The organism is Achromobacter sp. DMS1 (genome assembly GCF_001270295.1).
Window position 1 is genome coordinate 26,459 of record NZ_LHSJ01000105.1, and the last position, 5,353, is coordinate 31,811.

At 68.6% G+C, this 5,353-nt stretch carries 5 protein-coding genes and 4 pseudogenes; 5 read left to right on the forward strand and 4 right to left on the reverse strand.

Features of this window, described 5'->3' with window-relative positions; genetic code table 11:
- The first annotated feature begins 78 nt into the window (after positions 1-78).
- Both rsmD and coaD read left to right on the forward strand, forming a co-directional pair.
- Positions 79-645 (forward strand): 16S rRNA (guanine(966)-N(2))-methyltransferase RsmD, encoded by a 567-nt coding sequence (rsmD, locus tag AD428_RS13890; protein ID WP_053245580.1) that lies wholly within the window; start codon positions 79-81, stop codon positions 643-645.
- 58 nt (positions 646-703) lie between these two features.
- Positions 704-1,207 (forward strand): pantetheine-phosphate adenylyltransferase, encoded by a 504-nt coding sequence (coaD, locus tag AD428_RS13895; RefSeq protein WP_053245576.1) that lies wholly within the window; start codon positions 704-706, stop codon positions 1,205-1,207.
- 28 nt (positions 1,208-1,235) lie between these two features.
- Here coaD and AD428_RS13900 read toward each other — a convergent pair.
- Both AD428_RS13900 and AD428_RS13905 read right to left on the reverse strand, forming a co-directional pair.
- Positions 1,236-1,579: pseudogene (locus AD428_RS13900) on the reverse strand (winged helix-turn-helix domain-containing protein); the annotation flags it as partial.
- On the reverse strand, positions 1,534-2,040 hold the full coding sequence (locus AD428_RS13905) for a hypothetical protein (RefSeq protein WP_235490234.1): 507 nt from the start codon (positions 2,038-2,040) through the stop codon (positions 1,534-1,536). The gene AD428_RS13905 and the pseudogene AD428_RS13900, both read right to left, overlap by 46 nt.
- Positions 2,041-2,249: 209 nt before the next feature.
- Here AD428_RS13905 and AD428_RS13910 point away from each other — a divergent pair, with 209 nt between their 5' ends.
- A complete protein-coding gene (locus AD428_RS13910; protein ID WP_053245577.1) occupies positions 2,250-2,504 on the forward strand; it encodes a YfhL family 4Fe-4S dicluster ferredoxin in 255 nt (84 codons plus the stop codon).
- Positions 2,501-3,710, forward strand: a pseudogene (locus tag AD428_RS13915) (benzoate/H(+) symporter BenE family transporter); the annotation flags it as partial. The gene AD428_RS13910 and the pseudogene AD428_RS13915, both read left to right, overlap by 4 nt.
- Before the next feature lie 45 nt (positions 3,711-3,755).
- Here the strand turns inward: AD428_RS13915 and AD428_RS13920 are convergent.
- Together AD428_RS13920 and AD428_RS13925 are read right to left on the reverse strand one after the other, a co-directional pair.
- Positions 3,756-4,145 carry an MOSC N-terminal beta barrel domain-containing protein gene (locus tag AD428_RS13920; RefSeq protein WP_053245581.1) on the reverse strand — a complete coding sequence of 130 codons (390 nt, stop codon included), beginning with the start codon at positions 4,143-4,145 and terminating at the stop codon, positions 3,756-3,758.
- Positions 4,142-5,044 (reverse strand): annotated as a pseudogene (locus AD428_RS13925) (AsmA family protein); the annotation flags it as partial. The gene AD428_RS13920 and the pseudogene AD428_RS13925, both read right to left, overlap by 4 nt.
- Here AD428_RS13925 and AD428_RS13930 point away from each other — a divergent pair.
- Positions 5,025-5,353 (forward strand): annotated as a pseudogene (locus tag AD428_RS13930) (phosphate signaling complex PhoU family protein); the annotation flags it as partial. The pseudogenes AD428_RS13925 and AD428_RS13930 overlap by 20 nt on opposite strands.

A 5,353-nucleotide genomic window follows, 5' to 3' on the forward strand; every position in this document is an offset into this window, starting at 1 on the left:
GCGCAGCCTCCGGGCAGGCGGGCGCGGGCTGGGCCGGCGGCGGCGGGCGGAGGGGTCTTTTTCTTGAAGAAGCTGAACATGGGCAACAAGTATATTCGTATCGTCGGAGGCCAATACCGGCGCACTCCCATCGCCGTCCCCGACGTGGAAACGCTCCGTCCCACCCCCGACCGGGTGCGCGAAACGCTCTACAACTGGCTCAACCACCTGTGGGGCGGCGAATTCGCCGGCAAGCAGGTGCTGGATCTGTTCGCGGGCAGCGGGGCGCTGGGCTTCGAGGCGGCCTCGCGCGGCGTCGGCCACGTGCTGATGGTCGAGCGCGATAGAACCGCCGCGTCCGCCCTGCGGACACTGCGCGACAAGCTCAAAGCCGACATGATACGCATCCATGCGGGCGATGCGATGCAGGTCCTGCAACGGATGGACGCTTCGCGCTTCGACCTCGTCCTGCTCGATCCTCCCTTCGGACAGGGCTGGCTGCCCCGCATATGGCCGATGCTGCCGGGTATTCTGAACGACGGCGGCCTGGTCTATGCTGAAGCCGAAAGCCCGATCGATCCGCCCGAAGGATTCCGCATGCTGCGCCAGGACAAGGCCGGCGCCGTGCATTACCACCTGATGGAATTTGCTGCATTGCGGAAATAAGTCAATAATCCGGGCTTCGGAGGAAGGTGTACGCCATCAATAACGGTACGGAGCCTGCATGATTACCGCTGTCTATCCCGGTACGTTCGACCCGCTGACCCGAGGCCACGAGGATCTGGTCCGGCGCGCCGCCACGCTGTTCGACAAAGTCGTGGTCGGCGTGGCCCACAGCCGCAACAAGAAGCCGTTCTTCAGCATAGACGAGCGCGTCGCCATCGCCCGCGAAGTACTCGGCCACTATCCCAATGTGGAAGTGCAGAGCTTCGGCGGCCTGCTCAAGGACTTCGTGCGCGAGCAGGGCGGGCGCGTCATCGTGCGCGGCCTGCGCGCCGTGTCCGATTTCGAATACGAGTTCCAGATGGCCGGCATGAACCGCCACCTGCTGCCCGACGTCGAAACGCTGTTCATGACGCCCTCGGACCAATACCAGTTCATCTCCGGCACCATCGTGCGCGAAATCGCCCAGCTGGGCGGCGACGTGAGCAAGTTCGTGTTTCCGTCGGTGGAGCGCTGGCTGCAGGCCAAGGCCAAGGAGCGCCGCGAGCAGTCCTGGCCGGGCTGAACGCCGGGCCGCGGGGCGCGCTCAGGCGTCCCGCGGCGGCCTGGGCGAAGGTCTCGGCCAGCCTGTCGAAATGCCGCAGCGCGGCAGGCGTGAATTCGATCTGCTTGCGGCGGCGTCTTCGGTATCGTTCAGCGTGAGCCAGCCTTTCGCGCGCATCGAGGTCAGGCGCGCATGAATGGTGGCGGGCGAGCCGAGTTCGCCGTGGGCCATCATGTCGCACACCGACAGCCGCCCGTTTTTCTGCGTCACCCGGACCACGGATTCCAGGATTTTCTCTTCGAGCGGGTCCAGCGCGGGCAGCGGCGACAAACCGCGCAACCCTGCCCTCAATTGCAGGAACCGCAGATAGATGTCAGCCGGCCTGGCAGGCATGGCGAACCCTCACGGCGAGCCCACCGCGACCGCGCTGTCGTCGATCTCCGCCAGCGCCCTGGTGAAAATATCTTCGAGCGACGCCAGCATCGCCTCCACCGACTGCCGCCCTCGTACAGGCCGCGCTCATCGACCAGCGCCTCGAGCCGGGCGCGGTAGAGGCGCGCGGCCTCGCAGCGCTCGTCGATGGGCGCCACGAAGTATTCGCCATGGGCGTCGCGGGTGTCGTCGATGGGGCGGACCAGGCCCTGCCTTTCGAGGTCGAAGGCTGCGGCCATGGCCTGGGCGCGGCTGCATCCGAGAAGATCGTGCAGCGTCCGCAGCGGCATGCGGCCCGCATCCAGCGCCATGTCGAGCGCCAACGCGGCCGCGGGCGAGACGTTCAGGGCCCGCGCCAGCGCCGCGGCGTAACGCACGCGGTAAAGGATCATGAACTGGTGGAACCGGGTAATCGCAAACATTGCCTGCCCCCGACCGTCAAGCCTGCCACGCCGCTCGCGGGCAGCGCGGCAGCGCCGGTCCGCAAAACGTTATATAAACGATAACGATGTTGCCCGGCACGGGCAACCGGGCCGGGCGCGGCGCGCCGGATGGGCGCCGGCCGTTTTGAGTAAAATCGGCCCATGGCCGCCTCCGCCGCGCACGCGAAGGCTGGCGGACGGAAAAGATCATGGCCCTGACCATCACCGAAGAATGCATCAATTGCGACGTTTGCGAGCCGCAGTGCCCCAACGAAGCAATCTCCATGGGCGAGGACTACTACGTCATCGACCCCAATCGCTGCACGGAATGCGTGGGCCACTATGATGAGCCCCAGTGCCAGGTGGTGTGCCCGGTGGAGTGCATCGAACTCCACCCGCAATGGAAAGAAGGCCAGGAACAGCTCATGGCCAAATACCGCCGCCTGACGACGGGGTCCGCATGAGCGGCGCCGCGCAGTCCCGGCTCGACAACCCTTCCGCACGCCCGCGCCTCGGCCGCGACCTCTCCGCTTCCGCGATCGCGGCCGGCCTGGTCGCGGTGCTGGTGAGTTTCGGCGGCACGGCCGTGCTCATGGTGCAGGCCGGGCACGCCCGCCGGCCTGGACGCCGCCCGCATCGGCTCCTCGGATCGGCGCGCTGAGCCTGGCGCTGGGCCTGGGCGGGCACGGTCTACAGCCTGCGCACGGGCCTGCCCATCGTCATGGCCTGGTCCACCCCGGGCGCGCGCTGCTCGTAACCGCCCTGGCCGGCGTGCCGTTCGGCGAAGCCGTGGGCGCTTTCCTCCTCGCGGCCGCGCTCACGCTGGCCTGCGGGCTCTTCGGCTGGATCGACCCCATCCTGCGCCGCATTCCGCCCGAGATCGCCGCCGCCATGCTGGCCGGCGTGCTGCTCAACTTCGGCATGGGCATTTTCACCAGCGTGAGCCGGCAGCCCGCGCTGGTTCTCGGCATGTGCGCGGCCTATCTGCTGTGCCGGCGTTTCGCGCCGCGCTACGCGGTGCTGGTGGTGATGGCCGTGGCGGTCGCGCTGGCGGCGGCCCAGGGCCTGATCCGCGCAGACCAGCTCGACTGGCGCCTCACGGAATTCGTCTGGACTACCCCGGTCTTCAGCGCGCAGGCGGCCGTCAGCCTCGGCATTCCGCTGTTCGTGGTGGCCATGGCTTCGCAGAACCTCCCCGGCCTGGCCATCCTGCAGGCTTCCGGCTACCAGCCGCCGGCCTCCCGGCTGGTGGCGACCACGGGCGTGCTGGGCCTGCTCGCCGCGCCGTTCGGCGCGCACAGCATCACCATGGGCGCCATCAGCGCGGCCATCTGCACCGGCCCCGAGCGCACGAAGAGCCGGCGCGGCGCTACGTCGCCGCCGCCACCTATGGCATCAGCTACGTGCTGCTGAGCATGGTGGCGGGCGCGGTGGCGGTGTTCTTCCAGGCGCTGCCGGCCGCCCTGCTGGCGGCCCTCGCCGGCCTGGCCCTGCTGGGCACCATCATGGGCGGCATGGCTTCGGCCATGGCCAATCCGCGGCGGCGCGAAGCGCCGCTCATCACGCTGCTGGCCACGGCCTCGGGCTTCAGTTTCTGGGGAATCGGGTCGGCCTTCTGGGGCCTGGCTGCGGGCCTGGCGGCGCACGCCGTCTTCGAATACCGGCGCGCGGCGAAGCCGGCTGAACCGGAGGGCGTCCGGCCGCGCGGCAGGCCGTCAGTCCGGCCAGGACCGAACCGGCGTCTCGGGGTGCACCTTGAGAATGCGGCAGGGCACCCCGACGAAATTCGATATCCACGCGGCGGCGAGCTCGCCTTCGTCCACCACGTCGATCGCCTGCTCGCCCAGGCGCAGGCCGTAGCGCACGCTGTCGTCGTCTTCGATGACGTCCAGCGGAATGTCCATGCGCAGCATGCCCGGGGCCCGCAGCACCAGGTAGCCCAGGCGCAGCTCCACCGACACCTGCTCGAGCTTCGGACACAGCCCGCGGCTCATCCATTGGCCGGCATCGTTGGCCACCAGCCACTGGCGGTGATACGCGGCGGCCTGCGGCTGCGTGGTGCCGCCGCAACCCGCCACGGGCTCGTAAACCGTTTGCTCGCTCATTTGCCCAGCAGTCCCTTGATGGCTTCTTCCACGGCCGCGCCGCCCTTGCCGCCCTTGCCCGTGACGGCGTCGCGCAGCCGGTTCTCCAGGCTGCGCTTGAGGATGCCGCCGATGGCGTCTTTCCAGAGCACGGTATAGGAGAGCTTGTCGAACGGACCCTGCACGTGCACGGGGATGGTCACGTCTTTCAGGTCGACCAGATCCTTGCCCTCGGGGTCGGCGGCCGGATTCACCACCCGCGCGCGCGCCATCAGGTCGAGCTGGCTTTTCACGAAATCGATGGCGGCGGGCTCGCCCTGCGTCACGCGCAGCAGAGGCGACACGACGTTCAGGCGCTTGACCGTGGCCACGCCCTTGGTGAAAGACAGGTCGGCGTCCATTTCCGAGAATGCGGTCTGGCGGGTGGCGTCGGACGCCACGGTTTCCTCGGCCGACTCGGGCTTGAACGCGGCCTTGAGCTCGCGCAGCGTGCGGGCGAGGTCGATGCCCTTGACCGCGCCGTCGCGCAGCCGCAGCTGCATGGTGCCGCCCAGCCCGCTCTTCATGGCGTAGGAATTCGCGCCGGCGGTCTTGAGGTCGAGCGCCAGGCTGCCGGTGCCGCTCAGCACGTTGCGGTTGGCCAGGTCGACCAGCAGCGGCTCGATGGCGATGCCGGCCAGCGACATCTTGGCCGCCACCTGGTTGCCCTGCGCGGCGTCGACGCTGACCGCGCCGGCCAGCTTGCCGCCATAGAGGCCCGCCGTCAGGCTGGAAATGTCCAGCTTGCCGCGCTCCAGCTTGAGGGCGGCCGAGACGTCTTCGGCCTTCAGGCCGCGCACCACCAGCTTGCCCACCTTGAGCGTGCCGTTGACGCTGGGGCCGACGAGCGCGGACAGGTCGATGGAGTCCTCGGGCGACGAGGCCGAGAAGGTCGCCGTCGTGGCCCGCCGCATCCACGAGTCGGAATTGCGCTATACCCCCGTCATCGAGCTGCGCCACATGGCGAACAACGTGCGCACCATGCTGCACCAGGCGCTGGACGCCTTCGCCCGCCTCGATCCCATCCAGGCCGCGGCCGTCGTGCGCAGCGACAAGGAAGTGGACAAGGAATGGAAGGGGGCGCTGCGCCACCTCATCACCTACATGATCGAAGACCCGCGCACCATCTCGCGCGCCATCGACATGATCTTCATCGCTCGCGCGCTGGAGCGCATCGGCGACCACGCCAA

Coding starts and splice junctions, on each gene's coding strand:
- AD428_RS13905 (WP_235490234.1), bottom strand. CDS start 2,040: ATGTTTGCGATTACCCGGTTCCACCAGTTCATGATCCTTTACCGCGTG.
- coaD (WP_053245576.1), top strand. CDS start 704: ATGATTACCGCTGTCTATCCCGGTACGTTCGACCCGCTGACCCGAGGC.
- rsmD (WP_053245580.1), top strand. CDS start 79: ATGGGCAACAAGTATATTCGTATCGTCGGAGGCCAATACCGGCGCACT.
- AD428_RS13920 (WP_053245581.1), bottom strand. CDS start 4,145: ATGAGCGAGCAAACGGTTTACGAGCCCGTGGCGGGTTGCGGCGGCACC.
- AD428_RS13910 (WP_053245577.1), top strand. CDS start 2,250: ATGGCCCTGACCATCACCGAAGAATGCATCAATTGCGACGTTTGCGAG.